The organism is Marinovum sp. 2_MG-2023 (assembly GCF_030548265.1).
In the GTDB taxonomy this organism is placed as follows: domain Bacteria; phylum Pseudomonadota; class Alphaproteobacteria; order Rhodobacterales; family Rhodobacteraceae; genus Marinovum.
Window position 1 is genome coordinate 85,021 of the sequence record NZ_JAUOSD010000002.1, and the last position, 26,979, is coordinate 111,999.

27 protein-coding genes are annotated in these 26,979 nt (G+C 60.3%); 18 read left to right on the forward strand and 9 right to left on the reverse strand.

The window, feature by feature from the left end; genetic code table 11:
* Positions 1–103 precede the first annotated feature (103 nt).
* On the forward strand, positions 104–922 hold the full coding sequence (locus Q4577_RS03255; protein ID WP_303468741.1) for an IclR family transcriptional regulator: 819 nt from the start codon (positions 104–106) through the stop codon (positions 920–922).
* Positions 923–1,000: 78 nt separating this feature from the next.
* Here Q4577_RS03255 and Q4577_RS03260 read toward each other — a convergent pair whose 3' ends face one another.
* Positions 1,001–1,960: a cupin domain-containing protein gene (locus Q4577_RS03260; protein WP_303468739.1), complete on the reverse strand. Its 960-nt coding sequence runs from the start codon at positions 1,958–1,960 to the stop codon at positions 1,001–1,003.
* Positions 1,961–2,058: 98 nt separating this feature from the next.
* On the opposite strand from Q4577_RS03260, the gene Q4577_RS03265 reads away from it, so the two are divergent.
* On the forward strand, positions 2,059–2,841 hold the full coding sequence (locus tag Q4577_RS03265; protein WP_303468738.1) for an IclR family transcriptional regulator: 783 nt from the start codon (positions 2,059–2,061) through the stop codon (positions 2,839–2,841).
* 6 nt (positions 2,842–2,847) lie between these two features.
* Here the strand turns inward: Q4577_RS03265 and Q4577_RS03270 are convergent, their stop codons facing one another.
* Positions 2,848–3,984 carry an FAD-dependent monooxygenase gene (locus Q4577_RS03270; protein WP_303468737.1) on the reverse strand — a complete coding sequence of 379 codons (1,137 nt, stop codon included), beginning with the start codon at positions 3,982–3,984 and terminating at the stop codon, positions 2,848–2,850.
* A gap of 290 nt (positions 3,985–4,274) precedes the next feature.
* On the opposite strand from Q4577_RS03270, the gene Q4577_RS03275 reads away from it, so the two are divergent.
* The 15 genes from Q4577_RS03275 to Q4577_RS03345 all read left to right on the forward strand — a co-directional run bounded on the left by Q4577_RS03275 (position 4,275) and on the right by Q4577_RS03345 (position 17,913).
* Positions 4,275–5,042 carry an ABC transporter ATP-binding protein gene (locus Q4577_RS03275; RefSeq protein ID WP_303468736.1) on the forward strand — a complete coding sequence of 256 codons (768 nt, stop codon included), beginning with the start codon at positions 4,275–4,277 and terminating at the stop codon, positions 5,040–5,042.
* Positions 5,043–5,068: 26 nt separating this feature from the next.
* On the forward strand, positions 5,069–6,043 hold the full coding sequence (locus tag Q4577_RS03280) for an ABC transporter substrate-binding protein (RefSeq protein ID WP_303468734.1): 975 nt from the start codon (positions 5,069–5,071) through the stop codon (positions 6,041–6,043).
* A 77-nt stretch (positions 6,044–6,120) separates the two neighbouring features.
* A complete protein-coding gene (locus Q4577_RS03285; protein WP_244689576.1) occupies positions 6,121–6,888 on the forward strand; it encodes an ABC transporter permease in 768 nt (255 codons plus the stop codon).
* Positions 6,888–7,625: an SDR family oxidoreductase gene (locus tag Q4577_RS03290; RefSeq protein WP_303468732.1), complete on the forward strand. Its 738-nt coding sequence runs from the start codon at positions 6,888–6,890 to the stop codon at positions 7,623–7,625. Before Q4577_RS03285 ends, Q4577_RS03290 begins: the two co-directional genes overlap by 1 nt.
* Positions 7,626–7,633: 8 nt before the next feature.
* Positions 7,634–8,458 carry an alpha/beta fold hydrolase gene (locus Q4577_RS03295; protein ID WP_303468730.1) on the forward strand — a complete coding sequence of 275 codons (825 nt, stop codon included), beginning with the start codon at positions 7,634–7,636 and terminating at the stop codon, positions 8,456–8,458.
* 1 nt (position 8,459) lies between these two features.
* Complete coding sequence (locus Q4577_RS03300; protein WP_303468728.1) at positions 8,460–9,386, forward strand: VOC family protein; 927 nt, start codon at positions 8,460–8,462, stop codon at positions 9,384–9,386.
* A complete protein-coding gene (locus Q4577_RS03305) occupies positions 9,386–10,174 on the forward strand; it encodes an SDR family oxidoreductase (RefSeq protein WP_244689568.1) in 789 nt (262 codons plus the stop codon). Before Q4577_RS03300 ends, Q4577_RS03305 begins: the two co-directional genes overlap by 1 nt.
* A gap of 16 nt (positions 10,175–10,190) precedes the next feature.
* On the forward strand, positions 10,191–11,858 hold the full coding sequence (locus Q4577_RS03310) for a thiamine pyrophosphate-binding protein (RefSeq protein ID WP_303468726.1): 1,668 nt from the start codon (positions 10,191–10,193) through the stop codon (positions 11,856–11,858).
* A 3-nt stretch (positions 11,859–11,861) separates the two neighbouring features.
* Entirely contained in the window at positions 11,862–12,686 is an 825-nt protein-coding gene (locus Q4577_RS03315) for an aspartate dehydrogenase (RefSeq protein ID WP_303468724.1), read from the forward strand.
* Positions 12,687–12,698: 12 nt separating this feature from the next.
* Positions 12,699–14,207, forward strand: coding sequence for an aldehyde dehydrogenase (locus Q4577_RS03320; RefSeq protein WP_303468722.1), 1,509 nt, complete (start codon positions 12,699–12,701; stop codon positions 14,205–14,207).
* Positions 14,204–15,442, forward strand: a complete 1,239-nt coding sequence (locus Q4577_RS03325; RefSeq protein WP_303468720.1) for an FAD-dependent oxidoreductase — start codon at positions 14,204–14,206, stop codon at positions 15,440–15,442. The genes Q4577_RS03320 and Q4577_RS03325 overlap by 4 nt, the downstream gene beginning before the upstream one ends.
* Positions 15,442–15,906, forward strand: coding sequence for a flavodoxin domain-containing protein (locus Q4577_RS03330; RefSeq protein ID WP_303468719.1), 465 nt, complete (start codon positions 15,442–15,444; stop codon positions 15,904–15,906). Before Q4577_RS03325 ends, Q4577_RS03330 begins: the two co-directional genes overlap by 1 nt.
* 61 nt (positions 15,907–15,967) lie before the next feature.
* Positions 15,968–16,228 carry a recombinase-like helix-turn-helix domain-containing protein gene (locus Q4577_RS03335; RefSeq protein WP_244689554.1) on the forward strand — a complete coding sequence of 87 codons (261 nt, stop codon included), beginning with the start codon at positions 15,968–15,970 and terminating at the stop codon, positions 16,226–16,228.
* A gap of 15 nt (positions 16,229–16,243) precedes the next feature.
* Positions 16,244–17,305: an aromatic ring-hydroxylating dioxygenase subunit alpha gene (locus tag Q4577_RS03340; RefSeq protein ID WP_303468718.1), complete on the forward strand. Its 1,062-nt coding sequence runs from the start codon at positions 16,244–16,246 to the stop codon at positions 17,303–17,305.
* A complete protein-coding gene (locus tag Q4577_RS03345; RefSeq protein ID WP_303468717.1) occupies positions 17,302–17,913 on the forward strand; it encodes a pentapeptide repeat-containing protein in 612 nt (203 codons plus the stop codon). Before Q4577_RS03340 ends, Q4577_RS03345 begins: the two co-directional genes overlap by 4 nt.
* 85 nt (positions 17,914–17,998) lie before the next feature.
* On the opposite strand, the gene Q4577_RS03350 is transcribed toward Q4577_RS03345, so the two are convergent.
* Genes Q4577_RS03350 through Q4577_RS03380 form a run of 7 tightly spaced genes read right to left on the reverse strand, consistent with a single transcriptional unit; the run spans position 17,999 to position 25,977 of the window.
* A complete protein-coding gene (locus Q4577_RS03350; RefSeq protein ID WP_244689548.1) occupies positions 17,999–18,703 on the reverse strand; it encodes an SDR family NAD(P)-dependent oxidoreductase in 705 nt (234 codons plus the stop codon).
* Entirely contained in the window at positions 18,696–19,412 is a 717-nt protein-coding gene (locus Q4577_RS03355; protein ID WP_244689546.1) for a GntR family transcriptional regulator, read from the reverse strand. The genes Q4577_RS03350 and Q4577_RS03355 overlap by 8 nt, the downstream gene beginning before the upstream one ends.
* Complete coding sequence (locus Q4577_RS03360; RefSeq protein WP_303468715.1) at positions 19,409–20,698, reverse strand: TRAP transporter large permease; 1,290 nt, start codon at positions 20,696–20,698, stop codon at positions 19,409–19,411. The genes Q4577_RS03355 and Q4577_RS03360 overlap by 4 nt, the downstream gene beginning before the upstream one ends.
* Positions 20,691–21,212, reverse strand: coding sequence for a TRAP transporter small permease subunit (locus Q4577_RS03365; RefSeq protein WP_303468713.1), 522 nt, complete (start codon positions 21,210–21,212; stop codon positions 20,691–20,693). The genes Q4577_RS03360 and Q4577_RS03365 overlap by 8 nt, the downstream gene beginning before the upstream one ends.
* Positions 21,213–21,261: 49 nt before the next feature.
* Positions 21,262–22,248, reverse strand: coding sequence for a TRAP transporter substrate-binding protein (locus Q4577_RS03370; RefSeq protein ID WP_303468712.1), 987 nt, complete (start codon positions 22,246–22,248; stop codon positions 21,262–21,264).
* Positions 22,249–22,282: 34 nt separating this feature from the next.
* A complete protein-coding gene (locus tag Q4577_RS03375) occupies positions 22,283–23,917 on the reverse strand; it encodes a hydantoinase B/oxoprolinase family protein (RefSeq protein ID WP_303468710.1) in 1,635 nt (544 codons plus the stop codon).
* Positions 23,914–25,977 carry a hydantoinase/oxoprolinase family protein gene (locus Q4577_RS03380; RefSeq protein WP_303468708.1) on the reverse strand — a complete coding sequence of 688 codons (2,064 nt, stop codon included), beginning with the start codon at positions 25,975–25,977 and terminating at the stop codon, positions 23,914–23,916. Before Q4577_RS03380 ends, Q4577_RS03375 begins: the two co-directional genes overlap by 4 nt.
* Positions 25,978–26,399: 422 nt before the next feature.
* Between Q4577_RS03380 and Q4577_RS03385 the strand changes: the two genes are divergently transcribed.
* Positions 26,400–26,978: a tripartite tricarboxylate transporter TctB family protein gene (locus Q4577_RS03385; protein WP_303468706.1), complete on the forward strand. Its 579-nt coding sequence runs from the start codon at positions 26,400–26,402 to the stop codon at positions 26,976–26,978.
* Position 26,979: the final 1 nt, after the last annotated feature.

Below are 26,979 nucleotides of genomic sequence, written 5' to 3' on the forward strand. Positions count from 1 at the left end.
AATGGTTTTGGCGCTTCCGCGCACATGGCTATGTTGCAACGGTCTTGCCCTCTTTGTAATGTGTTCACATTAGAGTAAAATGTTCAAGAATGAAGGGCTGATTATGGCTCCTGAGGGTTCGGGCGACGACAAGAAGACGGAATATTCCGTTCCGCCAGTGGTGCGTGCCATTGCGGTGATGCGGTATATTGCGGCTGGCAATCGCTGCCGTAACATCACCAAGGCCGCAAAATCCTTGGGGATCAACCGGACCACATTGATACGCCTTCTGGCCACGCTTGAATCCGAAGCCATGATTGAACTTGTCGACGAAGATGCCGGCTATCGGCTGGGCACGGGGTTGATTTCTTTGGCGTCAGAGGCGTTGAATGATCGATCCATCATGCAGGTGGCCAGACCGTTTTTGCGCCGATTGGTGGACGAACTTCAGCTCTCGGCCCATCTGGGCATTCTGGACGGACGCGAAATCGTCTACCTGCTGCGCGAAACCCCGAATTCGCATTTGGCCAGCAATGTCCGGGAAGGCACGCGGCTGCCCGCCCATGCCACGACAATTGGTAGAATATTGCTGGCACAGCAGCCCAGGGTGATCCTGCGGCAATTGTACGGTGGCAAGACACTGGATTCCTTTACGGAAAAAACCCAGACCACATTAGAGGCGCTTGAAGCGCAAATAGAGCGTGACCGCGACAATGGCATCGCCTGGAGCGAAGCCAATTTCGAGCCGGGTATCGGATCAGCGGCTGTGGTGGTGTATGATCACCTTGGATCTCCGGCCGGGGCGATCAATGTGACCGGCCACGCCAGCGAATTCAGCCCCGAAAGCGGCAAGCTGGACCAAATCGAAGTTGTTCTGAAATCCACGGCGCGGGATCTGTCCGAGGCGCTTGGGTATCGTGGCTGGGCGTCGGATCAGATGTAGGCCCCTGCCCCCGGTTGCGGGCAGGTTCAGCAATTTGGTGGGTGGCCCGCCGCAGAAACCGCAACGGGCCGCCGGGCGTCAGGCCGCCTGATAGACCACACCATCATCTTCGGCTGTGCCCATCACATGCCAGACCGTCGCTGGCGCGGCGGAATTGTTGCGAATCCAATGGGCTGTACCGGCCGGGGTCTTGACCAGATCGCGCGGGCCAAGTTCGACTTCGCTGGTTTCGCCGTCCTTTTCCCAACCCACGATCAGCGATCCTTCCAGCACCATAAAGGCATCTTCGACGCTGCGCGAAAATGGCTTCAACGCCACGCCCGATGGCACGCCCCACATCTCTTTGCGGCATGTGTCGTGATTGATACCGCCTTCGCCGACATAGACCTTGCGGGTGAACCCGGCATCTTCCCAGATCGTCGGCAATTCGGTGTGGCGCACGACATATTGCGCCATCAGTTTTTGCAGCGGGTGATCGCCCTCTGGATCAAATTTCAGCGTCTTGCCCGGCGCGGCACCAAAACTACGGGCCAGTTCGGGCGCATGTTCCTTGGGGTGATAGTGATAGACCGGCGGCAGCGGTTTGCCCACATCGACCGAGATCGACATCATCACCGGCTCTACCCCATCGACACGAAAACCATGCCCGATTTCACGGGCGTTCAGGATCATGTCCTTGGGGCCTAGGTTGACCTCCACCACTTCACCATCTTTTTCCCAACCCACAATCAATGCGCCATCAATGATCAGGAAGCTTTCCTCGATCTCATGGCTATGACAGGCGGCGTATTTGCCGGGTTCCTTGTAGATCAGCGAAACCGTGAAATTGTCGGGTTTCAGCGTCGAGGTATCGCCAGCCTTGGGTGACCCGCCAGAACCGATATAGCGCATCTGGGCACGGGCCAGATCGGCAAAACCACGGTTGGAGGGGAAGGCATCCCAATCAAACGTCTTGTCGGTAAAGCGGCCAGTATACGACTTGAGCTCTTCGGCCAGGGTTGCGGTTTTGGTCGGTGTGGGGGGCGTTTGTACGTTCATGTTGTCCTCATGCGGCTGAAAGTGATGCCACGAAACTAGCAAACCGGGGGCATCCGCAGTATTGATCGTTTTACTGGCAAAACGCTGTGCGGGGCATCATGGCCGAATCGGATGACAGATATCTTGTTCCGGGTCTGATCCGGGGGTTGGATGTGTTGCAGGCATTTACACCTGAACAGCCAAGCCTGTCGCTGTCGGATATTGCCCGCCATCTGGGGGTCAGCCGATCCGCCGCTTTTCGGTCGGTCTATACCCTGGCCAGTCTTGGATTTCTGCTTCAGGACCAGCGGGAAGAGCGTTACGCCCTTGGCCCGGCGGTCTTGCGGCTGGGTCACGGGTATCTGGCCACCCGCGAATTGGTCGAAATCGCCCTGCCGGTTTTGGAAAAGCTGCGCGACGACAGTGGCTGGTCCGCGCATCTGGCGGTGCGCGAAGGCAGCAGCGTGCTGTATATGCTGCGCCTGCCGGCGTTAAGCGGATTGAACAGTATCGTGCATGTCGGCAGCCGGTTGCCCGCGGCGGCAACAACCATGGGCCGTGCCCTGTTGGCGGATCTGAGCGAGGAGGCTTTGATCAAACTCTACCGAGACGAAGATTTCAGCCGCGCGCCGGGGCGCAGCCCGCGCAGTCAGGCGGCCTTGCTGAAACAATGGCAGGGCGATCGCGGCCGCGACACCATCATTCAGGTCGGCGAGTTCGAGGCCGGCATGGCCTCGATCGCGGCACCGGTCCGCGATATGACAAACGCGGTGGTTGCCGCCATCAACCTGACCCGAATGACGTCCGCCCCGCCCTCAACCCAGGTATCTGACGCCCTTCGGACCGAGGTGGTGCAAGCCGCCGAGCGCCTGTCGCATTTGCTGGGGTGGCGGGACGGGTAATGGCGGTTATGCGGCTGCGGCTTTCACCGCTCCCCACGCATCATACCCATAGACCCAATCGGCATTGCCACCTTTTTTGAGCCAGTCATTGGCAAGCGAGCCTTCCTGAACCCGCGTTGTGCGGGGCCGTCGGATGTCGGCAAATCGTTCCAGCGCGGCGGGCAATCCGGCAGGGTCCACACCGTCCAACGCGCAGCCCAGAACCACGGCATCCTCTGATGCCATACATGCGCCTTGCGCCATGAACGGCACCATCGGATGTGCCGCATCCCCAAGCAGAACCACCCGCCCCTCGGACCAGCGCGGCATCGGCGCCCGCACATGCAGGGCGGATCGGGTCACGTCGCGACAGGCCATCAGCAGGGCGCGGGCCTCTGGGTGGAAATCCTTGTAAATGTCGCGCAGCGCGTCGATGTCGCCCGGCAGGGTCCAACCCTCTTCTGTCCAATCCTTTTGACCTGTGGTGGCAAAAACAAAGATCTCCTTGCCGCGATTGAGCGGGAAGGTCACGATCTGCAAATCCGATGTCGGTCCCCACCATTTGGTAAAACTGTCGAGATTGGGCAGATCCGGCGCATCCTCGCGCGCGAAGACCCCGCGATACGACACAAGGCCAGTGAATTGCGGATCATCCGCACCGTATAACGCATAGCGGATTGCCGAATGGATGCCGTCCGCCCCGATGACAAGATCGAAATCTTCGCGGCTGTCATCGGCAAAGATCAGCGTCGCACCATCGTCAGACTGGCAAACATCCGCGACGCGGCGGCCAAAGATCAAGGTATCCGGCAAAAGCGCGCTTTCCAGCGCAGCCAGAAGATCGGCGCGATGAATGGTCAATTGCGGCGCGCCGTATTTTTCTTCTGCGGCGGCGCTCATCGGCAGGCGCGAGGTTTCCTCGCCGCTGTCCCAGGTGCGGGAAATGCGAAATTCCGGCCGTGCGGCGGTGGCGCGCAGCCGGTCGCCAATGCCCAAGCCATCCAATGCGTGAACGGCATTGGGCGTCAGGTTGACGTCAGCACCGATTCGTCCAAAGGCCCGCGCCTGTTCGAAAACCGTGACCGCATGGCCCTGATTCTGAAGAGCAATGGCAGCCGCCATTCCCCCAACGCCGCCTCCGGCAACAGCAATTTTCAACGGCATCTCAGACTCTCCTATGTGTTCATAAATGAACTTCATGTTCAAAATCTATTCTGATGAGCCGGTTGCGCCCTGTCAAGTCCGGCGCCCGCCACGCCCGAGCGATCAAAAGATGGGCGTTCAAACGCCCGTGAATTCCGCTCTCGGCGATACGGCTTGACAGCTGCGGTCGCAATCGGCAATCTATTATGTGAACACTACGTTCAATATAGAACTATTGCACGTTTGAACATTCAAACACCCCTTGGGCGACCTCGCCCGGCCCCTGATCGGCCACATGAAGGAGACCTGGCATGGCACTTGAATTTCGCAACGTCACAAAAGAGTTCGTGTCAGCGGACCGCACGCTGACCGCCATTCGTGATGTCAGCTTTCAGGTCCAGGAGGGAGAGTTCGTGTCCGTCGTCGGGCCGTCGGGCTGTGGCAAATCCACCCTGCTCAGCATGACAGCGGGCCTCTATCAACCGACCGAGGGCGAGGTGCGGGTCAGCAACCGCACCGTGACCGGCCCCAACGCCGAAGTCGGGTTCATGCTGCAAAAAGACCTGCTGCTGCCCTGGAGGTCGATCCTGGCGAACATCGAATTCGGTCTTGAGGCGCGGGGCGTTTCGCGCGCGGATCGTCGCAAACGCGCCATTCAGGAGCTGAAACATTGCCAGCTTGACGGATTTGGCGACCATTACCCCTATCAGCTGTCCGGCGGCATGCGCCAACGCGCGGCCCTGGCCCGCACGCTGGCCATCGACCCCGAAATCATCCTGCTCGACGAGCCTTTTTCGGCGCTGGATGCGCAGACCAAGCTGATCATTCAGGACAGCTTTGGCGCCACCATCAAAGAGACCGGCAAGACCACCCTGCTGATCACCCATGATCTGTCCGAAGCGGTGTTGATGTCGGATCGGGTGCTGGTGCTGTCCGAACGTCCCGGCACCATCGTCGCAGAGATCAAAGTGGATCTGCCGCATCGTGAATCGCCGCTCAAACGACGGGTCATGCCCGAAGTGGCCGATTATTCCGCCCAAATCTTCAAACATCTGAAACTGGAAAGCCAAGCCGCATGAGACGGCACAACCAACAGGAAACCCACATGAAACACGTCCTTAAAACAACCCTCACCGCCGCTGTCATCGCCGTTTCCGGCGTCGCCGCACAGGCCGCCGAAGAAATCACCTATCTCTTTCCTGCGCCCGACTTTCTGCCCGCCTTTGCCCCGTTTCAGCTGGCAAAATCCAAAGGTTATTTCGAAGATGCGGGCCTGGACGTGACATTTCGCGTCGGCAAGGGCGGTGCGGATGTGGCAACCCAGGTTGCGGTCGGCAACGCCGAATTGGGCGGCGGCATTGGGGACACGCCCATCGTCGTGCGCGCCAACGGCCTTGAAATTCGCGGCGTTGCCTTGCTTGGCGGGCGCGGTTTGACCCAGATCGCATGGCGCACGGACAGCGGTATCACCGGGCCAGAGGATCTGAAAGGCAAATCAATCGGCGTTCTGTCGTTTCAGGATACAACCTATTACAACCTGTTGGGTGTGCTGGCCTCTGTCGGGCTGAACAAATCCGACGTGGATATTCAGGCCGTCGGATCGGGTGGCATCATTCAACTGTCGATTGCCGGAAACCTGGATGCGATTTCCGGTGTGCCGGAATGGATTGCCGCCATCGAAGGCGCCGGTGTCGATATGGATCAAATGCCCGTGGACACCGTATTTCCGGCCATGGCCCAGGCGATCTTTGCCTCGGACGAAACCATCGCAGAGCGCCCGGAAATGATCGCGGGCTTTGTCGGCGCGATCTTGCAGGCGGTCAAGGACATTCAGGCCGACCCCAAAACCGCCGCCGCCGATTATGTCGCAACCATGTCGCAACACACCGGCAAGGAGGCCATGATCGAAGGCATCCTGCGGTCCTATTCCGAACTGGTCTATCCGGCGGCACCCGGCCAACCATTGGGCAGCTTTGATCCGGTCCGCATCAAGGAGGTTCAGTCGTTCTATGTCGACAACGGCATCGTGCGCACCGCCGTACCGGTCGAAGATCTCTACACCAATGACTTCGTCAAGTGACCGACAGCACACACGCAGTCGGAGGTGCCGCAGTGGCACCTCCAGGCCCCGCAACCGCAAAGCCGAGGATTTCTCCGATGCGCTCTCTCAATCCCGCGATGCTCGCGAGCTTTGCCATTCTGGCGCTGTTTCTGCTGGCATGGGAGTATCTTCCGACGGCACTTGATGTCCCGAAATTCATCATTCCGACCCTGACCGATTGTCTGATCGAAGCCAAGCGGATGTGGGCACAAGAGGGGCTGCTCCAGCATACGCTGTCGACTGCGCTCTATACGGTTTTGGGCTTTGCCATCGGCAGCGCCCTCGGGGCCGCCATCGGCTATTTGCTGGGCATGTCGGAATTCTGGGAAAAGGTTCTGTCGCCTTATATTCTGGCGTTGCAGATCGCGCCCAAGGTTGCTTTTGCGCCGCTTTTCATCATGTGGTTCGGTTATAATTCGATCCCGAAATTGCTGGTCACGGTTCTGATCGTGTTCTTCCCGGTGCTGGTCAATGTGCTTCAGGCCATGCGCACCGTGGACCGCGATCTGGTCAATCTGGCACGGGCCTACAACCTGTCGCGTTGGGGCGTGTTCATGAAGGTCGAGATGCCTTCGACACTCCCGAATTTGATGGCCGGTCTGCGCATCGCCTCGACCCTTGCCGTGATCGGCGTGACGGTTGGCGAACTGGTTGGCGGCAACACCGGGTTGGGCTTTCTGATTTCTTATGGCGGCGGACAGGCCAATGCGGCCATGGTGTTTATCTCCATCGTCCTGCTCACTGTGATCGGCTTTCTGCTCTATTCCGTTTTGGTGCGGGTCGAAAACCGGGTGCTGCACTATCTTCCAAAGGCGGAACACTGATGTTGACCGGTCGTACCATCGTCATCACCGGTGCCGCCCGCGGGCTTGGGGCCGAAATCGCAACCACGCTGGCGGCGCATGGGGCCCGTCTTATCCTTGGCGATATCCTTGCAGACGAGGGCCGCGCCACAGCCGACAGATTGCAGGCCGACTTCCTTCCGGTCGACCTGGCAGAACCGCAATCCATTGCCGACTTTGGCGCAGCGGTTCAGGATCTGGCGGGCGGCACCGTGCATGGGCTGGTCAACAACGGCGCAATCGCCACCGGGATCGGCGGCATCCCCTTTGAACAGATCGAAATTGACAGCTGGGATCTGGTGCAGCGCGTCAATGTGCGCGGCACGTGGTTGATGATCCGGGCGATGGCGCCATTGCTGCGCGCCTCCGGCTCTGGGCGGATTGTCAATCTGGCCTCGGACACCGCGATCTGGGGCGCGCCGAACCTGATGTCCTATGTCGCATCCAAAGGGGCGGTGATTTCCATGACCCGGTCGCTGGCGCGGGAGCTGGGCCCCGATCAGATCGGGGTGACCGCCGTCGCGCCCGGCATCCTGACCACGGAATCGACAGAATATGTGCCCGCGGCACGGCATGTGCTCTATGCCGATGGCAGCGCCGTTCCCGGCCCGCAAGCGCCCGGAAATGTGACCGAAACCGTGGCCTTTCTGACCAGCCCCGGCGCATTGACGCTGACCGGGCAGGTGCTGCCGGTCAACAACGGCTTTGTGTTCGCGTGATGGGCGAATTGCAGACATATCTCTCTGACGGTGTTGAATATGCCGAGCGCAGCGGTGACGGACCGGTCGTGGTACTGCTGCATGGCATCGGCTCGAACGCCGCGTCCTTTGCGCCGCTCCTGCCCCAGTTGCCCGCCGACTGGCGTGTGGTGATCTGGAATGCGCCGGGCTATGGCCGATCTGAGCCTTTGCCCGACAACTGGCCGGTTGCATCCGACTATGCCGAAGCCTTGGCAGGTCTGTTTGACCGGCTGAATTTGCAGGATGTCCTGCTTGCCGGGCATTCGCTGGGCACGCTTGTGGCTGCCGCATTTGCCACAACCTACCGCGAGCGGGTGTCGCGGCTGCTTCTGGCCTCGCCCGCACTGGGACATGGCATGGCACGCGGTGGCGCGCTCAGCCCCGCGGCACAAGCCCGGATCGACGATCTGACCACCATGGGCGCCAAGGATTTCGCAGCCGCCCGCGCCGATCGGTTGGTGTTTGAACCGGGTGCAAACCCCGATCTGGTGGCGGGTGTGCGCCGCAGCATGGAACAGGTTCAGATGCCCGGCTATGGCCAGGCAGCGCGGATGCTGGCCTCGGGTCGTTTGCTGGACGATGCCCAGCGGTTGTGCCTGCGGACCGATGTGATTGTCGGCGAAGGTGACCGCATTACCCCGCCGGACGGCGCGGCCCGCGTGCATGCGGCGCTTCGCCCGGACTGGCGCGGCCGTTACACGCAGCTGCCCGCCGCCGGGCACGCACTTTATCAACAGGATCCCAAAGGTTTTGCCACCGCAATGGCGCACCTGATCGAGGACGCCCGCAATCCGGGCAAATGGAGGCCATGAAATGACGGATACCATTCGCGTAGGCAGTTTGCGGGGCATCGTGATGCGCGGCCCCGGGCTGACCGCCACCCTGCCGTTCTATGAAGACATGTGGGGATTGACCCTTGCGCATAATTCCGATGGCGAAGCCTATCTTCGCGGCACCGGATCCGAGGCATTTTTGTATGGTCTGAAGGACGGTCCTGTCTTTGGCATCGAATATGTGCATTTTGCCATGCCCGACCGCGCCAGCATGCAGGCATTGCATGATCAGGTCGTGACCAAAGGCGCAGAGGTGGTTCGCCCGCTGGGTGAATTCGATGATTTCGCCGGCGGATACGGTTTCGAAATCCTCGACCCGGATGATCGCCGCCTGCGGTTCCGCTGCGATGCGCTGCAACAGGACGAGGCCCAGGAATGGGCCAAACCGCGCAAGGTAAGCCATGTGGTGTTGAACACACCCGATATTGATGCCCGGCAAACCTGGTACGAAGAGGTGCTTGGGTTTCGGGTGTCGGATTATTCCGCCGATCAAATGGTCTTCTTGCGCTGCAATTCCGACCATCATTCGATTGCCCTGGTGCGTGGAAATTACGCCAGCGTCAATCATGTGGCCTTTGAAATGCCGACGCTCGACGAATTCATGCGTGGCATTGGCCGGATGAAGCAAAAGGGCCATGTCGCGACCTGGGGGCCGGGACGTCACGGACCGGGCGACAATCCTTTTGCCTATTTTGTGTCGCCCTCGGGGTTCGTGATCGAATTCACCTCTGAACTGCAACAGATCGACGAAGCCACCCACGAGGCCCAGGTCTGGTCGCGCGACAACCCCGAAAACATGGATCGCTGGATGACAGCAGGCCCACCCACACCGGCGCAGCGCGCCGTAATGCAAGGCCGACCCGATCCGGGATTCCCGGAATTGCGCAGCAATGGGAAGTTGGACTGATGGATTACAAATACAACGACAGCGTGGCGGTGATCACGGGGGGGTCTTCGGGTATCGGATTGGCCACTGTGCGGACTCTGCTGAACGAGGGTGCAAAAGTTGCGCTTTGCGCCCGGACCGAAGGCCGGTTGATGGACGTGGCCGCAGTGCTGAAACGCGACTACGGCGAAGACCGGGTTCTGGCGCGGGCCCTGTCGGTTCTGGACCGCGATGCCGTCCATGATTTCGCCGCCGAGGTTCGGGATACTTTCGGGCGCTGTGATCTGCTGGTCAACAATGCGGGCCAGGGGCGTGTGTCCACCTTTGCCGATACCACCGATGAAGACTGGAAAGCGGAATACGAGCTGAAGCTGTTCAGCCAGATCCACCCGCTTCGGGCGTTTCTGCCAATGCTGAAAGAGGCGCAGGGCGCGGTTGTGGCGGTGAACTCGCTTCTCGCGCTTCAGCCCGAGCCGCATATGGTCTGCACCGCGTCGGCCCGTGCCGGGGTGCAGAACCTGCTGAAATCGCTATCAAAAGAAGTCGCCCCAGATGTGCGGGTCAATTCGATCCTTATCGGATTGGTGGAATCCGGCCAATGGACCCGGCGATTTGCAGACCGCAAGGAACAAAACCAGAGCCGCGCAGAATGGTACGGCAATCTGGCGCAATCAAAGGGCATTCCGCTTGGTCGCCTGGGCGCCCCGGAAGAAGCCGCCGCCGCAATCGCCTTTCTGGGGTCGCGTGCGGCCAGCTACATCACCGGGGCACAGCTGGAAGTCTCCGGCGGCCTGTCACGATCCATCTGAGGAAGAAGAGATGAAAATGGAACCGATTGCAAAGACCGGCACCGTCGGCGATTTTGTCGCCCGCTATTTGGCCGATATCGGCGTGACCACCATTTTTGGTGTCATCTCGATCCACAACATGCCGATCCTGGACGCCGTCGCCCGCCAGGGCCGGATCAGATTTGTTCCCGCAAGGGGCGAAGCCGGGGCCATGAACATGGCGGATGCCTATGCCCGTGTCACCGGACAGCTGGGCGTGTGCATGACCTCGACCGGGACGGCAGCGGGCAATGCCGCGGGCGCCCAGGCCGAAGCGTTGACCGCCGGATCGCCGGTGCTGCACCTGACCACCCAGGTCGACCGGGAATTTGCCGACCGCGACCGTGCGGCGATCCATGACGTGCCGCGCCAGCCAGAGATGCTGCGCGGGGTGTCCAAGGCCGTTTATCGGATGTGGGATGCCAATGGCGCCATTGGCACGCTGACGGCGGCGGTCTCGGCGGCGGTATCCGCCCCCACCGGCCCTGTCAGTCTTGAAATCCCGGTCGATGTCCAACGCTCGCCCGCGCATCCCGCCGCGCGCGTACATGCACCGCTGCCACAAACGCCACGTGCAACCGACAGCGCCGTCGAAGAGATCGCCGAATTGGTAAAACAGGCCAAACGCCCCATGCTTTGGCTGGGGGGCGGTGCGCGCGGCGCGCGTGAACAGGCCACCGAGCTGATGCGCCGGGGTTTTGGTGTTGTCACATCGACCAATGGCCGCGCTGTGGTGTCCGAAGAAGAAAGCGGCTCGCTGGGTGCTTTCAACATGACGCCCGAAGCGGCAGAGCTTTATGCCACTTGCGATCTGATGATTGTGGTGGGATCGCGGTTGCGGGGCAATGAAACCCGCAACAACAAGCTGCCCCTGCCCCGCCCGCTGATCCAGATCGACGCCGAGGCCAGCCAGGGCGGACGCAATTACGGGGTGGAAATCTTTGCCCATGGTGACGCGGCCGACACCCTGACCCGCCTTTTGGATCTGCTGCCCGCAAAACTGGACACCGATCCGGATCTGCCGTTTGACATCGCCCGCAGCAAGGCCCTGTCAGAGGGGCGGATGCGCGATCTGCTGGGCCCGTACAGCGTTGTCGCCGACGCGCTGGCCGAACGGGTCAGCCGGGATGGGCATGTCTGGGTGCGCGATGTGACAATCTCGAACTCGACCTTTGGCAACCGCTATGTGCGGATTGCCGATCCGCGCCACGGGGTGCATGCACTTGGCGGTGGCATTGGTCAGGGGGTGTCGATGGGCATCGGGGCTGCGCTGGCGTCAACCGGACCAAAGGCGATCACACTTCTCGGCGATGGCGGCACCATGCTGGGTCTGGCCGAAATGATCACCGCCGTCGATGAACGCGCGCCGCTGGTCTATGTGCTGATGAACGATCAGGCCTATGGCGTGATCCAGAACATCCAGGATGCGCAATACGACAGCCGCCGGCATTATTCGCAGGTCGCGGTGCCCGAGTTCGAAACATTCTGCCGATCCATCAACATGCCGCACCACAAGGTCACTGATGTCGAAGCCTTTGGCGCGGTGCTGGACACGGCACTGGCGGCGGATGGCCCACAGGTGATCGAAGTCGACATGTGCGTCATTGGCCCCTTCGCCGAGGCCTTTTCCGGCCCGCCCGCCGGTGCCGCCGGGAACAAGGACTGAACCATGAGACTGGCGCTGATCGGATTTGGCAATATTGCCACCACCCTGCTGACGCAGCTGGCGGCAGAACTGGACGCCCCGCTGGACGCGATAAGCGTTCTGGTTCTGCCTGAAAAAGCCCCGGCGGCACAGGCCAGGATGGATGACCTGTTTCGCGATCTCGCGCCGATGCGCAGAATATGCACCGATCTGCCGGCGCTGTTGCAGTGCAAGCCGGATCTGGTGGTGGAATGTGCCGGCCATGCGGCGGTGCGGGCCTTTGCGCCCGATCTGCTGCGCAATGGGATCGACGTCGTGCAGGTTTCAATCGGCGCTTTGGTCGACACTGTGCTGCATGACAGCCTGCTTGCCGCCGCCCGCGAGGGTGGTGCCCGGCTGATCCTGCCCGCGGGGGCGGTGGGCGGCATTGATCTTTTGGCGGCGCTTGGCCCTGCGGGTGAGTTGGAAGTGCACTATCGCGGCACAAAACCCCCGGCGGCCTGGGTCGGCACGCCGGCAGAAGACACGCTGGCGTTGGACACGCTCACCGAAGCGACGGTATTCTTTACCGGAACGGCGCGACAGGCGGCGACGCAATTTCCCAAGAACGCCAATGTTGCAGCGACCCTTGCCCTGGCCGGGGCCGGTTTCGAGGCCACCAAAGTGGACCTTGTTGCCGATCCAAAGGCCCCCGGCAACGTGCATGAATATCAGGTCAAATCGCCATTGGCCCAATATTCCATGCGGATCGAAAATCTGCCGTCGACCAGCAATGCCAAGACGTCGGTTTCGACTGTCTATTCCGTGCTGCGCGAAATCCGCAACCGGATCGGGCCGATGGCAATCTAAGGAAAAGAACCGATGTATGATGCAAGCAATATCGCGCTGCCCGACGGCAAGCTTTTTGTAGGTGGGCAATGGGAAACCGGCACCGGGGCCGAGATCACATCGGTGTTTCCGGCCGATGGCTCGGTAAACCGTGTGTTGCGCGGCGCGTCCCGTGCCGATGGAGAACGCGCGATTGCGCGGGCCAAGGCCGCCCAGGCCGATCCGGCATGGCGCGGGTTGAAACCGCATGAACGGGCCCGCCATCTCTATGCCATTGCCGATGGGATCGAGGCGAACATCGAACGGATCGCCGTGATCCAAAGCCGCGACACCGGCAAATCCCTGAACGAAACCCGCGCCTTGGCCGGGTCCGCCGCCGGCACATTCCGTTACTTCGGTGCCGTGCTTGAAACCACGGATGAGGATCTGACCGCGCAGCGCGGCACTGCGCTCACCCTATCGGTTTATGAGCCGCTGGGGCTGGTTGCGGCAATCACGCCCTGGAATTCGCCCATTGCATCGGATGCGCAAAAGATCGCCCCGGCGTTGGCGGCGGGCAATGCTGTGCTGTTGAAACCCGCGTCCTGGTCGCCGCTGGTCAGCCTGGAACTGGCCCGGATCATCGAAGAGGCCGGTCTGCCCAAAGGGTTGTTTTCGGTCCTGCCCGGCGCGGGCCGTGAAATCGGCAACCTGTTGGTCGAACATCCCGATATCGCACGGGTCAGCTTTACCGGCGGCACATCCACCGGGCGCATGCTGGCCCGGCAGGCGGCAGAAAAGTTGATGCCGGTGTCGCTGGAACTGGGCGGGAAATCCCCGACCATCGTATTTGACGACGCCGATATTGATCAGGCCATTGCGGGTGTGATGTTCGGCGTGTTTTCTTCGACCGGGCAAAGCTGTATCGCGGGCGCGCGGTTGTTTGTGCAACGCAGGATCCACGATGAATTTGTCACCCGTCTTGTGGCCGCAACCAAACGGTTGAAGGTCGGCCACCCCTTTGATCCCACGACCCAGGTGGCCCCGATGGTCCATGCCGATCATCGCGACAGCGTGGCGCAATATGTGGAAATGGCACGTGCGGACGGGGCCGAGGTTCTGTGCGGCGGCACAGCCCCCGAAGGGCCCGACTACGAAAACGGCGCTTATTTTTTTCCGACCATCCTTGCCGGGGTCGACAACACCGCCCGGATTTGCCGCGAAGAGGTGTTTGGCCCGGTTCTGGTCGTGCTGCCGTTTGAGGACGAGGCCGACGTCATCGCGCAATCCAATGACAATGATTATGGGTTGGCGTCCGGGATCTGGACCCGCGATTTCCCCAAGGCTTGGCGTGTGGGCCGCGCGATCAGCACCGGCACCGTCTGGGTCAATACCTACAAGCAATTTTCGATTTCGACCCCGTTTGGCGGTGAAAAAGACAGCGGCATGGGCCGCGAAAAAGGCCGCGAAGGCATGCGCGCCTATATGGCGCAAAAATCCTTTTACGTAGATCTGAGTGGCGCACCCCACCCCTGGGCCGGTGCCGCATTGGAGGTCTCATGACCGGACAGATTGCCATCATCGGAACCGGTCCTTCGGGCTGCTATCTGGCGCAGGCGCTGTTAAAGGCCCAGCCCGATCTACAGGTCGATCTGATTGATCAATTGCCCGTGCCATACGGGCTGGTGCGCTATGGTGTGGCGCCGGATCATCAAGGCACCAAAGGCGTCATTCGCCAATTCGCCCGGCTGTTCGAACGCCAGGGGGCCAGGTTCTTTGGCAACCTGACCGTGAACGATCAGCTGTCGCTGGACGATCTGCGCGCGGCTTATGACGTGGTTGTTTTGGCGGCGGGTCTTTCGGGGGATCGCCGTTTGGGTGTCCCGGGCGAGGATCTGAGCGGGGTTTTTGGCGCCGGTCGTCTGGTCTGGGCGATCAACGACCACCCGGATGCCATGGCCCTGCCCGATCTGGGGGCCCATCCGGTGATCATGGGCAATGGCAATGTGGCGATTGATCTGTTGCGGCTCTTGGCCAAGACCCCATCAGAGCTGGACGGTTCCGACGTCAGCGCATCGGTTGGTGACTGGCTGGCCAACAGCAGCATCGAAAGTCTGGAAATCATTGGCAGATCTTCGGCGGAACAGGCAAAGTTCGACCCGGTGATGGTCAAGGAATTGGCCAAGTTGACGGGCGTGTCGATAGGGGTGATCGGGGCCGCCGCAACGTCGGACGACCCGGACGCCGCCCGCAAACTGGCCGCATTGGCCGAAATCAACGGCCATGGTAGCGGTCCGCGCCGCATCACCTTTCGCTTTGGGCTGACGCCCGTGGCGATCAAGGGCGACGACCGGGCAAACGCGGTGCACTTCCGCACCGAAACCGGCGATGATCAGATCATTCCCTGTTCCGCCTTTGTGACTGCGATCGGTTTTCAGGATCAGGGGCGGCTTGACCGGGAAACCCTGCTGGCACAGGCCGAGGATATTCAGGCCGGCAAACTGGCGGCGGGTCTTTATGCCACCGGATGGTTTCGCCGTGGCCCGCAAGGGACCATTCCCGAAAACCGCGGCGATGCACAGGCCCTGGCCAAACGCATTCTGGCCGATCTTGCCCCCATGTCCGGCAAACAAGGTGCTGCCCTGTTTGCGTCACACCCCGATCTGGTGACCTATGCGGATTGGCAAATCATGGATGCACATGAAATATCGGCGCCCCCATCCGGGCGGTGTCGCCACAAGATCAAAACCCGTGCCGAGATGCTGGCACTTGGCAAGGCAAGCAAGGAGTCACTCTGATGAAGATCACCCTTTTGTACGGAACTGAAACCGGCAACGCCGAAATGCTGGCCGATGACATTCAGGCCGAATTGGAAGAGGCGCATGAAGTCGCCTGCGAAAACCTTGAGGATTTTGCGCCAGCCGATTTTGAGCCGGGATGTTTCTATCTGCTGGTCTGTTCCACCTATGGCGATGGCGACCTGCCGGCCTCTGCCCAGCCGTTTGCGGCGGCGATGGCCGCTGAAACCCCGGATCTGAACGGCATTCATTTCGCCATCTTTGGGCTGGGGGACCGTGAATACGAAACCTTTGCGCAGGGCAGCGAGAAACTCGCCGCCTTGCTGGCATCACATGGCGCAACCCAATTGGGGGATCGGGTGGTGCATGATGCATCCGGCGATGACCTGGCCGAGGATCTGGCGTTTCCCTGGGCGCAGGCCATGGTCGAACTGGCCGAGGAAAAACTGAGCCAGGCCGCATGATCACCGGCGGATCAACGCCGCAACAGTTTCAACACCCATTCCCCCAGACAAGGAGGACGCCATGCAAGACCCCGCACTGCGCACCCAATCCAAAGGCCGCCCGCTGAGCGAAGCGGAAACCACCTTTGCGACCGATCTTGAACGTATCTACGAAACCGGCTGCCATGATTTCACGCTGGTTGTCGAACAGCTGAATGCCAGGGGCATCGCGCGCCCATCGGGGCAAACCGGCGATTGGACGATCGAAATTTTCGCGGATGAATTGAAACAGATCAACGCATCACATGATGCGGCCCATGCCGAACACGGCGTCGGGGCCTGAAGGGGGAACAAGCCAATGCAAGCCAATGACGCAAACCGCCACAATCGCAACCGGGTCGAGGATTACGTGACCCAGGGCCTGCGCGGCTTCTGGATGCCGGTCGCAACCTCGGTCCAGCTCAAGGTCGGCAAGCCGCTGGCGCGCAAGATCGCCGGTGAAAACCTGGTGATGTGGCGTGACGGGGCCGGCAAGGTGCGGTGTATCGAGGATTTCTGCCCGCATCGCGGCGCGAAATTGTCGCTTGGCCATTTGCATGGCGACAACATCGCCTGCTGGTATCATGGGGTGACCGTTGATGGCACCGGCACGGTGGTGCGCGTCCCTGCGATGCCGGATTGCGCGCTGGAAGGGCGCAAGGCGCTGACCTCTTATGCCGCCGAAGAAGCCGGCGGTGCGGTGTTCATCTATATGCCATCGGCGGATCAGCCCGAAGCCCCGGAATTCGTTCCACCTGTCGAGTTCACCTCTGACGCCTGGCAGGTGTTCCCCTGCATGACCCACTGGGATTGCAACTACCGTCTCAGCCTCGACAATGCGGCCGATCCGATGCACGCAAGCTATTTGCACGCCGACAGCTTCACGCTGGCCTATGGGTCCAAGCAGGACACAATGAAGCTGGAAAAGCGTGAAAAGGGCTTTCAGATCGAACGGGTCTCGCAGCAGGGCGTGAATTTTGACTATACCGAGGTGGTGATGGACGAGGGCACGATGTTCTTTCGTCTGGACATTCCCTATCCCGATGGTGCCGGGCCGGGCGGGCCGTTTCGGATCATCGGGTTCGCCACGCCGATTGATGAGAACACCCATCACAGCTTTTTCTGGCGCTGCCGCGAGGTTCAGGGGCTGGCGGCGGAAAGCTGGCGGTTCCTGTATCGCGCGGTGCTGGAAGACCGCCATTGGCACGTTCTGGAGCAGGACCGCACAATGCTGGAATCGATCCCGTCCGACGCGCGCCGCCGCGAGATGCTGTATCAACATGACATCGGGGTTTCGCGTTTGCGCCAGATGATGGTGAAACGCGCCAAGGCACATTTCAAAGCGCTGGATGCGGCAGAGGCCGCAAAGGAAACCGCATGACCCCGATGGGCGCGGATGCGGTGCGTGCGGCTTTGACCGCACGTTTCGTGCCCGGCAAGGCGCTGGACCTGACCCGGCGCCACGTGACCGGGCCACTGGATTTGCGCGGATTGACGGTGAGCGGCTTTGACCTGAGCGGGTCGGTGTTCGAGGGGCCGGTCGATCTGTCCGACGCGACCTTCCTTGGGCTGACCTGGCTCAGAAACTGCCGCTTTGCCGCGGGTTTGCGTGGGATGGGCACGCTTTTTGGTCATGACCTGCGGCTTGATGGCTGTGACATCAATGGCGATCTGACCCTGACAGGTGCCGAAATGCGCGGCACCTTTGTTCTGGATGATGCCACGCTGGGCGGGGCAACGGATTTGCGCAATATTCAGGCGCTTTCCAGCCTGTCCTGTGCCCGCACGCTGTTTCGCGGTGCTCTGGATCTGAGCGGCGCGGAATGCCTTGGCGGGATTTGGGCGGACAGCGCAGGTTTCGAAAGCGGCGTGATCGCCGAACAGACCGAAGTGCACGGCCGGACATGGCTGCGCAACAGCCGTGTTGGCGGGCCGTCACCCCGGACGCTGCAAACCCAATTGGTCACCTACGGCTATCTTTGGGAATGATCGGCAGATGGGACTGGCGGGCACGGTCCTATTGCCGGGATCATCATGGGGATCTGCGGGGATCGGAACACCGGGAACCCGCGACCTAGAACATATGGGAAATACTGGCTCCGCCGTCCTGCGACACGACCTGCCCCGATACAAAGCTGGCATGGTCACAGGTCAACAGCATGGCCATGCCGGCAACCTCTTGCGGGGTGACTTTGCGTTTTGCGGGGGTCACGCTGGTCCAGTCGGAGACATGGGCCGCGTCGGGAACCATCCCCGCCGACACCGCGCCGGGGGCCAGGGCATTCACGCGAATGCCGAATTCGGACAGCTCTGTGGCCATCACCCGCGTCATGGATTCAATACCCGCCTTTGACGCGCCATAGGCCAGCCGGCCCTTGATGCCATATTTGGCGTGGATCGACGAAATGAACAAAATCCGCCCCCCCAGTGTCACCATCTTGGCGGCGACCCCTTGGGCAATGCGAAAACTTCCCATCAGATTCACATTCAAGACTTCGGAAAATTCGCTCTCGGACATGGACAGGAATTCATTGGCGCGGAAAATCCCGGCGGAATGAATTAGAACGTCAATGCCGCCAAGGATATCCTCGGCTGTGTCAATCGCCTCTGACACCGACTGACCATTGCCAAAATCGGCCTCGACCCAAGTGGCGTTGTCGCTTTTGGTCCTGTCAAGGTTCACCACATGGTCCCCCCGCGCCAACAGCGCCGAGATGATGGAAGACCCCAACGCCCCGCTGCCGCCGGTCACGATTGTGCGCAGTGGCGGCTTAGTCAATTTCGACATCCGTTTGCAGCTGAAATCTTTCCGGATCAAAGGTGGCCACCGAAATCTCCATCAGAATTGCGTTTTTGTCATAAAGCTGGGCAACGATGCGCAGCGCGGGGGCATCGACATCAACCCCGATGATACCGGCGATTTCAGCCGGGCATTTGATCGCCTTGGCCGTCTGGCTGACCCGGCCCACCGTGATGCCGAACCGCTCTTCTATGGTGCGAAAGACCGAAGGACCGCTTTGCTCCAGGATATGTTCAATCGCGGCATAGCGGGCGGGCACATAGATCTGGGTGTTGTTGAATGGCACCGTTTCCCCCGGCAATGTCCGGGTGCCGCTGATTTCCAGCCATTGATCGGTTTCGCTTTCATAGCCCTGCAAATGCGCGATTGTGTCGGTGGGAACGGTCCGGGTTCCGGTCAGACGCAATTCAGTATCCCGGCCAAGGCTGAGCAGCTCATGCAATCCGGTTGTGCTCATGTTGAAGCGGGATTGCGGGCGGTCGGAAATGATCGTTGTGCCTGCCCGTTTCTTGCGTTGCAGAACGCCCACCCGCTCCAGCTCTGTATAGGCAAGCCGCAAGGTCGAGCGGCTGACCCCAAGTTCCACGGCATAATCGGCCTCTGGTGGCAGCTTTTCACCAACCTGCAATTGCCCTGCCTGTATCTTCTGTAAAATGGAGTCAGACAATTGTTGGTGTAATGCGGTCATTGCAAAGTCCTTGGAAGCCAAAGTGCCAGATCGGGGAACACCGCAAGCAATATCGCAAAGCCAAGCAGGATGCCAAAGAATGGCAAAGCCGCGCGGGCAATTGCCCCGATACTTTCGCCGGTTTGGGATTGAATGACGAACAGGTTGAACCCGATGGGCGGTGTGATCTGGCTGATTTCAACCGCGACAACCACAAAGATCCCGAACCAGATCGGATCAAACCCCGCCGCCGTGATCAATGGCAACGTGATCGGCAGGGTCATGACAATGATGGATGTCCCGTCCAGGAACATGCCCAGAGCGGCATAAAACACCAGAAGGACGATGATCAGCGCCATGGGCGACAGGCCAAAGCTGGCGATTTGCGCCGCAATCGCCTTGGGTATGCCCAAGAAGCCGAAAGCCGAATTCAACAACGCCGCGCCAATCACGATCAGCCCGATCATCGCAGAGGTGCGCACCGCCCGCCGCCCCGCCGCCAGCATCGCACGCCAGCTGAACCGGCCCATCGCGACCGAGATCAGAACCGCCCCAAGAACCCCCAGGGCGGCAAGCTCGCTCACGCTGGCAAACCCAAGGTAAAGCGCGCCCATGATCGTGCCAATCAACAGCGCAATCGGCCCGATGTCGCGCAACCCAGCCAAAAGCTCTCGGCCGGTTGGGCGTTCCACATGCGGCTGCGTGCGGGTGATGGTCTGATGTATCGCGATATAGAGCATGTAAAAGGCTGCAAGCGTCAGACCGGGAATGACCCCTGCGATAAACAGTTCAAGAATGGATTGCTCGGCCACCACGCCGTAAATGATCATGATGATCGACGGCGGGATCAAAAAGCCCAAGGTCCCCGCCCCGGCCAACGATCCCATCGCCAACTGCCGGTCATAGCCGCGCGCCTCAAGCTGGGGCAGGCTGACATTGCCGACAATCGCCGTTGTCGCCGCCGATGACCCGGACACAGCGGCAAACAGCGTCGAGCCAACCACATTCACATGCAACAACCCGCCCGGCAAACGGCCAACCCATGGCGCAAGACCGGAAAACAATGACCGGCCAAGACCGGCGCTGACCAGCACCTCGCTCATCAGGATGAACAATGGCAGCGACAGCAAAGGCGTGGGGATCAACGAGCCCCAGATCACGCCGCTGCTGAAAATATCCATTGGAATATTGGGCTTGAAGATCGACAGCATCAGATAGCCGGTCGCGAACAACGACAGGCCAATCCAGACCGATCCGGCCAAAAGGCCTACAAACACAAGACAGGCGACAACCGCGATTTCAAACATCAGCTTGTTCCTTGTCCGCGCCGCGCCATTCGAATTCGCGATTGGTGATGCGCCGTATCATCCGCGCAAGAAGATCGAGCCACAGCTGTGCAAACCCCCACAGGACAACCGCCTGCGGTATCCAGAGCGGGGTCTTGGACACCGAGGTCGCCAGAACATTGCGGTCAAAAGAGGTCGAAACCTTTGTCCACATGGCGCCCACGATCGCGGCAACAATGACAAGAGCGACCAGATTGGCCAGCACATCCATCCACTTTGCCACGCCCGAGGGCAGTTTTTCGGTCAGCAGCGTAATGCGCACATGCACCGCCGTTCGGATCGCGGGGCCAGAGGCCAGCGCGAAAACCGACGCCATCGCATATTGGCTGTATTCCCAGGTAAAGGAAAAGCTGCTGGCCTGCGCGCGGGCGACAACTTCGACCAGCATCAGGATGCAATAGCCGAAGATCAGCGCAACAGCGGCCAATTCGGCCAGCCGCGACAGACGGTCTATGAGGGTGAGAAATCGGGTCATGACAGATCACGATACCAAGGGGCGGGCGCACCCGCCCCCAAGCATCTGCTTACTTGCCGGTCTGTTCGGCATAGGCCTCGACGACGGCCTGTGCTTCGGGAACATTGGCAAAGAAATCCGCCCACATCGCCTTGCCCGCTTCGGCCATTTTGGCGGTCAGGCTGTCATCGGCGGCAGAGATTGTCATGCCGTTTTCGACCAGAATGGCGGTTTTGGCCGCATCTTCGGCAGCAGAGGCCGCCCAGAAATCGGCCTCCATCTCGTCAGCCAGACCCTGGATCGTTTCGCGTTCCGCATCGGTCAACGCATTCCAGGCATCAAGGTTCACCGTCACCGCATCCGGCGACATCGACCAATTCAGCGGATTGAAATTGTCGGTGAACTGATACAGCTTTGAATTCGCCCCGGTCGAGGTCGAGGTCGCCGCGCCATCAACCGTTCCGGCGGCAACGGCTGTTGCCAGTTCCTCAAAAGGCAATTCAACCGGCGCTGCGCCCATCTTTTCCAAGAAGGTAAACGACGTCGCGTTGAACGAACGGATGCGCAGGCCGCTCATGTCATCCGCGCTGACAACCGGGTCTTTGGTGTAGACGCCGGGCGACGGCCACGGCACGTAATACAGAACCTTTTGATTGTGACGTTCAAAGATCGCGTCATAGGTCGGGCCAGCCACGTCAAGCCAGACCTTCATCTCGTCCTGACCCTGGATCAGATAGGGCAAGGTATCGACGCCCAAGAATGGCTCTTCGCCCGCCTGAAGGAACAAAAGCATATCGGCCATCTGAACGATGCCGACCTCAACCGCCGAGAGTTTCTCGGTGATCTTCACGCCAGTCTCACCCGACAGATGCACGGTGATATCGACCGATCCATCGGTTGCGCTGCGCACGGCATCGGCAAAGGCAATCGCGCTTTGAGCGTGAAAGTTATTGGCGCCCCAAGCGGTTGTCAGATCCCATTTGGTCTCTGCCATGGACGCAGTGCCGACAAGGGTCAGCGCGGTTGTGGCAGCAAAAAGCCTGGTCATCATAGTCATTCGTAGGTCCTCCTGTTGAGTGGAACGTTCTTGTTTACTTTGGTTTATAGATTTCCCGGGCAGAGTTTTGCGACACCAACCCGTCAGCGACATCCCGGTCCAGGGCGGTTTGATCACGCGCTGCTGGGGCGCCATATCCACCGCCGCCCGGCGTTTGCAGGATGACGCGTTCACCGGCCGGAATACGATACATGCCTTTGTCGGTCACCTCTGTGCCGTCGGTGATCGACACTTTGCCATTTGCACCGCGCTTGCCGTTCTGACGGCCCTCTGGGCCGGATGTCAGACGTTCGAAGGCGGCGGCGGACATGAACATGTCCTCATTGATGCGCGAACCGATTTCGATCCTTTGCCCCAAACCGCCACGATACTGCCCGGCCCCGCCGCTGTCGCAAATGAACTCCTTGGCGTGGTAGATGACCGGCGCGGCCACTTCGGCGGCCTCAACCGGAACCGACCCGACACCAGAGGGAAATGCGGTCGTCGACAGCCCATCGGTTTCGGGCCGCGCGCCCATGCCACCAAGAGCGACATTCAGCGAGGTAAACGGTGTTTTTCCCGCACCGGACAAGGACAACGTCCAAAGCGCACCTGCGCTTTCGGCCAGAACTTCGCCGGGCAAGGCCTGTTCAAGACAGCCCAGCATCAAGTCGGGCAAGGCCTGGCCGATGACATGGCGGGCGGAAACCGGGCTTGGCCGTTCGGCACTGACCACAAGGCCGGGTTCAGCGGTGATCGTGATCGCATCAAGCGAGGCCTGGTTGTTGGGAATATCCGGCGTCAGCAAGGCGCGGATGCCAAAAGACGCATATGCCGCACTATAATTCAGCGGACAATTGATGCCGCGCCCAACCGCAGGCGACGACCCGGACAGATCCACCGCAATTGCCCCGTCGGATATGGTCATCCGCGCCCGAAGCTCGATCGGCGCATCATAGCCGTCCAGCATCATGGTATTTTCGTAAATCCCCTGAGCGGCACGGGCCAAAGCCTTTTTCGTGCCAATCGCAGAGCGTTCAAAGATGAATTCCGCGACGGTCACCAAATCCGCCAGACCGTATTCACCCATCAGATCCAACAGACGCGCCACACCGGTATCATTGCACGACAACAGCGACAGGATATCACCGCGCGCTTCATGCGGGACGCGGGAATTGGCGGTCACAATCGCCAGAAGGTCTTCGTTCAACGCCTTGCCACGGCGCAGATGCATCACCGGAAAGGTCACGCCCTCTTCATGGACCGAGGCCGCCTCGGCCGACCAACCACGCCCGCCAATATCAACAATATGGCTGGTAGAGGCGAGGTAGCCAACAATGTCACCATCCAGAAAGGCAGGCGTGACAACAACAAAATCAAACACATGCCCCGCGCCCAGCCACGGGTCGTTTGTCACCAGCACATCGCCGGGTTTCAGGCTGTCTGCCGGCACAAACGCCAACATTGCCCGCACAGAGGCCGCCATCGTGTTCACATGCCCCGGCGTGCCCGTGACCGCCTGCGCCAGCATATCGCCATTCGCGTCAAAGACACCGGCAGACAGATCGCCCGCCTCGCGCACAATCGCACCAAAGGCCGCGCGCATCAGCGCATTTGCCTGTTCCTCGCAGACCGACACCAACCGGTTCCACAGCACATTCTGCGCCACGATATCCAATGTATGGCTCATGCCTCGCTCCGATCCAGAATAAGGTGGCCCTGGTCCGAGGTATGCACAGACCAACCGGGGCGCACCAATGTGGTGGTCTGATCTTCGGTCACAACCGCCGGACCCTGGGTCAGTGTCGGGCCAAGCGAGGACCGTTTCAGGGTTTGATAGGTCAGTCTTTTTTGTGATGCCAGATCAAACACTTGCCGCGTGGCAACCGGGTCATTGGCATTTTGTAGGGTGAAATCCTGGGTGTCCAGCCCGCGTTTTTCGCGCGCCGTGACACTGACCGACACCAATTCCACCGGAATATTTTTCAGGGTAAAGCCCACCAGATTTTCATAGCGGCGGAAAAACTCGGCCTCCAGCTTGGCGGCATCAATCACAAAGCTGTCGGCGGGATAGTCCAGCGCCACTTCCAACCCCTGCCCCTGATAGCGCAGTTCAAATTTGACCGTGGCGTCGATGTGATCGGCTGGCACCGCCTCTCCGACAATTGCGCGCACATGCGCCAGTTGGTCAACAACCCGCTGCGTCAACTCTGGCGCATCAACCTCTGCCAACACCGCCATCACCGAGAGCGCGCTTTCAAAGGCAACGGGCGAGCGCAGGAACCCGACCGCCGAACCGACACCGGCATTTTGCGGCACGATAATGCGCCGGATTCCCAGTTTCTCGGCGATCCGTGCGGCGTGAAGCGCGCCACCGCCGCCAGAAACCAGAAGATCAAAGCTCGCGATGTCATGACCCAGCTCAATGCCGTGCACACGCGCCGCATTTGCCATGGTTTCATCGGCCAACTCGATAATGCCTGCCGCTGCGGTGTCCACATCGGCAATTCCCATCGGCCCCTGCACATGTTGCGCAATAACCTTGGGCGCGTTTTCCGGCGTGAGCGAAATCATCCCACCGGCAAAGCCTTCGGCGGCGATATTGCCGACCGTCAAATGCGCATCCGTGATCGTGGCATCGCCACCGCCCCGGCCATAGGCCGCAGGCCCCGGATCAGATCCCGCACTGCGCGGCCCGACCTTCAACCGCCCAAGCGTATCAACCCCGGCGATGGACCCGCCACCGGCGCCGATCTCGACCAGTTCAACCGTCGGCACACGCACCGGCAGACCGCTGCCTTTGACGTCACGCCAGGCGCGGGCGACCTCGAACCGGCGGGTGGTGTGCGGATTGCCATCACAGATAAAGCAGATCTTGGCTGTGGTGCCGCCGATATCCAGCGACAATGTCTTGTTCGAACCAACCTCGCGGGCCACATGCGCGGCCAGCGCCACACCACCGGCGGGTCCGCTTTCGACCAAACGGATCGGAAACCGCATCGCCTGATCAAGCGTTGTCAAACCACCGCCGGACAGCATCATCAGGAACGATCCGTCAAAACCCAATCGGTTCAACTCGGCCTTCAACGCGCCGAGATATTTCGACATCAGCGGCCGCACATAGGCATTGGCACAGACCGTCGAGAACCGTTCATATTCCCGGATTTCGCAAGCCACATCAGCGCTTTGGCAAATGGTGACCGTATCGCCCAGCGTTTTCTGCAACCGGTCCGCAACATAGGTTTCATGCGCCGGATTGCGATAGGAATGCAGGAAACCGATTGCAACGGCCTCTACCTTTTCGCGAAGAAGCGTGGCCGCCAGCGCATCAATCTCGTCGTCTTGCGGCGCCTGATAGACAGACCCATCTGCAAGGATACGTTCCTTGATGCCCAGCCGCAGGGGCCGCGCGACCAGCGATTGGGGCATTTCGATGTTCAGATCATACTGCTCGAAACGTTTTTCATACCGCATGTCCAGCACGTCGCGGAATCCCGCCGTGGTGACAAATGCCGTCCTGGCCCCGCGCCGTTCGATCAATGCATTCGTGGCAAGGGTCGTGCCGTGGATCACCGCGGAAATGTCGGCATAGGTCTTGCCAAGATTGGCCAACAACCGCCCCATCCCATCAAGCGCACCCCGGTCAGGTGACGCTGGCGTGGTCAAAACCTTGACCGAGGTCAGCCCGGTTTCGGTTTCCGCGACGACGTCCGTGAACGTGCCGCCAATATCTATCGAGAACTTTATCATCCATCCATTAAGTCCGTACTTATTAATTAGGTCAACTTATTTACGATGGACCGTCGAAATATTTTTCGGCGCGCCCAAAAATTAATCAAAAGCGCAAGGTCGGGGCAGGAATCCGTGGCAAATCCCGGGGCACGCGCCAAGACAGCATGCGCCAGACGGCAAGCCGCGCCCGGCGCGAATGCCGCCGGCGATCAATCCGACATCGGAAAATCTCTGACAACAGGGGCGATTTGGTCGCGATAAGTAATACCGAAACCAACTTATTCAGATACGAAAGATATATTGGATGTACATATCGCTTGGGGATTAACATCAACACAACAAATGCCGCAGGCCCGTCGGGGACGTTTCGCGCCGCAATGGCGGTGCCAAATACGGCGCGGGCGGGCAGAGACCGCGGCATCATCGGGAGGACATCTAGAATGGAAAGACACGCACGCACGCGTGCCGACTTGTGGCAGTGCGAAGGCATGAAGGACTTGCAGACAGCGATTGTCCTGCTTGCGGTTGCTGTGGCCGGATTCGTATTCATCAACCCAAACGGATCATCGGTCTATCCCGGTGATGGGGGCCTGACATGGCGCACCCTGCCCTTTGGATATGCGGGTTTTCTGGGGCTGCTGGCCTGTGTCTATATCGCGCAATCCATCCGCAAGATCCGCATCGAAATGGGCCAGGACCGGCCGACCCCGCCGACGCCAGAGCAAGCAGCCGAGGACAGGGTTGTCTTTATCCGCCGGGCGATCAGCATCGCGCTGCTTCTGGCCTTTGCATCGCTGCTCAAGGTGTTTGGTTTCGCCCTTATGGTACCGATCTTTTTGTTTTGCCTGTTCCGATTGTACCAACGCGGGCCCTGGACCGGCGATCTTGGCCTGTCGGTCGGCGGTGGTCTGGCGCTGTGGGTGCTTTTTGTGCCGGTGCTCAAGATGAACCTGAAGGGCGATATTTTTGACCCCCTTACCCCATTTCTTTTGACGATCACCAAAATGGCGGGCCTTTGAT